At 71.5% G+C, this 1,973-nt stretch carries 2 protein-coding genes and 1 pseudogene; 2 read left to right on the top strand and 1 reads right to left on the bottom strand.

Features of this window, described 5'->3' with window-relative positions; genetic code table 11:
• The first annotated feature begins 122 nt into the window (after positions 1 to 122).
• The gene (ypfJ, locus tag R6V09_RS51900) at positions 123 to 1,013 is read left to right on the top strand and encodes a KPN_02809 family neutral zinc metallopeptidase (protein ID WP_317888366.1); all 891 of its coding nucleotides are present in this window, start codon (positions 123 to 125) and stop codon (positions 1,011 to 1,013) included.
• A gap of 124 nt (positions 1,014 to 1,137) precedes the next feature.
• Positions 1,138 to 1,563 (top strand): VOC family protein, encoded by a 426-nt coding sequence (locus R6V09_RS51895; RefSeq protein ID WP_317888365.1) that lies wholly within the window; start codon positions 1,138 to 1,140, stop codon positions 1,561 to 1,563.
• 6 nt (positions 1,564 to 1,569) lie between these two features.
• Here R6V09_RS51895 and R6V09_RS51890 read toward each other — a convergent pair.
• A pseudogene (locus tag R6V09_RS51890) lies at positions 1,570 to 1,973 on the bottom strand (hypothetical protein); the annotation flags it as partial.

The following is a 1,973-nucleotide window of genomic DNA, read 5'->3' as shown; positions in this document are numbered from 1 at the left end:
GCCGTGACGAACGGCACGCGCGCGTGGTGGGGGTCGCCCGTTCGGACGCTTGCCCGGCGCCGCATCGGGGGCGGCGGGCGAGGATGGCGCCAGGGGGTCCACACGCGCGGAGAGCGGGGCCCATGCAGTTCGACGACGATGCCGATCTGGACACCTCCGAGGTGCAGGACGTGCGTGGCAGCCGGATCCCCGGTGGCCGCGCGACCGTGGGCGGGGGCCTCGCGGGACTGATCGCGCTGCTCCTGGGGCTGTTCTTCGGCGTCGGCCCGGACAACCTGGGGCTGTCGTCGGGCAGTGACTCACCGGTGGCGACCGCGTCCTCGCTGGCGCAGGTGCAGTCGAGCTGCCGTACCGGACAGGACGCGAACACCAAGGAGGACTGCCGCATCGTGGCGGTGGTCAACAGCGTGCAGGACTTCTGGGCGCAGGAGTTCCGGCGGCGCAGCGGGACGTACACCCGCTCCCCCACGGTCTTCTTCAGCGGGCAGGTCGCCACCGCGTGCGGGACGGCGACCTCGGCGGTGGGGCCGTTCTACTGTCCCGGCGACCGGAAGGTCTATCTGGACCTGGGGTTCTTCGACGAACTGCGGACGAAGTTCGGCTCCAGCGGCGGGCCGTTCGCGCAGGCGTATGTGGTGGCGCACGAGTACGGGCACCACGTGCAGGACCTGATGGGCACGCTGGGCCGGTCGCAGGACGGGCGGACCGGTGCGAACAGCAACGCGGTGAAGGTGGAGCTGCAGGCGGACTGCTACGCGGGGGTCTGGGCGCATCACGCGACGACCACGAAGGACGAGTCGACCGGGCGGCCGTTGATCACCAGCCTCACGGAGGCCGACATCCGGGACGGGCTGGACGCGGCGGCGGCCGTGGGTGACGACCGGATCCAGGAGCGGTTCCAGGGCCGGGTCACGCCGGAGACCTGGACGCACGGGTCGGCTGCGCAGCGGCAGCAGTGGTTCCACCAGGGCTACCGGACCGGGGACATGGCGCAGTGCAACACCTTCCGCTGACGGCCGCGGTGCCGGTTCGCGGGGCGTTGTCAGTGGCGGGTGCAAGACTCGTCGAAAGCGATCGAAGCGATGGAAAGACAGCGAAAGCACCCGGCAGTACGAGACGTGTGAGGAAGTGATCGGCATGGCAGGCAAGGACAGCGGGCGTCCCAGCATCTACCCGTCCCTGCTGTACACGGACGCGAAGGCGGCGATCCGGCAGCTCACGGAGGCCTTCGGCTTCACCGAACTGGCGGTGTACGAGGGCGAGGACGGCTCGGTGATGCACGCCGAGCTGGTGCAGGGCAACGGCGCGGTGATGCTCGGCTCCAAGGGCCGGGGCGGGCGTTTCGACGAGGCGATGAAGAGCGCGGGGCCCGCCGGGGTGTACATCGTCGTGGACGACATCGACGCCCACCACCGACGGGCCGTGGAGCACGGCGCGGAGATCCTGATGCCCCCGACGGACCAGGACTACGGATCACGGGACTACATGGCCCGGGACGTCGAGGGCAACATATGGAGCTTCGGTACCTACGCCCCGGAGATACCGGGGACGGCAGGTGCCTGACCCCGCCTAGCTGCCCCCTGTGTGCACCTGGAAGGCCGCCCGGCGTACGGCCTTGGCGAGCGCCGGGTCGGGGTGGGCCGCGGCGAGCGCGACCAGGACCTGCACGGTGCGCGGGTGTCCTACGGCGCGCACCTCGTCGAGCAGCATGGGGACGGTCGGCTGGATGGCGGACTCCAGGTGGCGCACGAGCAGCGGGGCCTCCCCGTGGTCGGCGACCGCGGCGGCGGTGTCGACCCACATCCAGGTGGCCTCTTCGCGGGTGAGGACCTCGTGGGCGTCCTCCGGGTCGATCCCGTCGTGCTCGGCGAGCCACAGCAGGGCGTACGGCCGCAGCGTCGCCTCGTCGACCGCAGCGCGGACGTCGGGCTCGGCGGGGGCTCCGACGACGCGCAGCGCCTCGAAGGCGAGGA

This window comes from Streptomyces sp. W16 (genome assembly GCF_033194735.1).
In the GTDB taxonomy this organism is placed as follows: Bacteria; Actinomycetota; Actinomycetes; order Streptomycetales; family Streptomycetaceae; genus Streptomyces.
The sequence above is the reverse complement of the archived record's forward strand: the minus strand, read 5'-3'. Positions and strand labels throughout refer to the sequence as shown.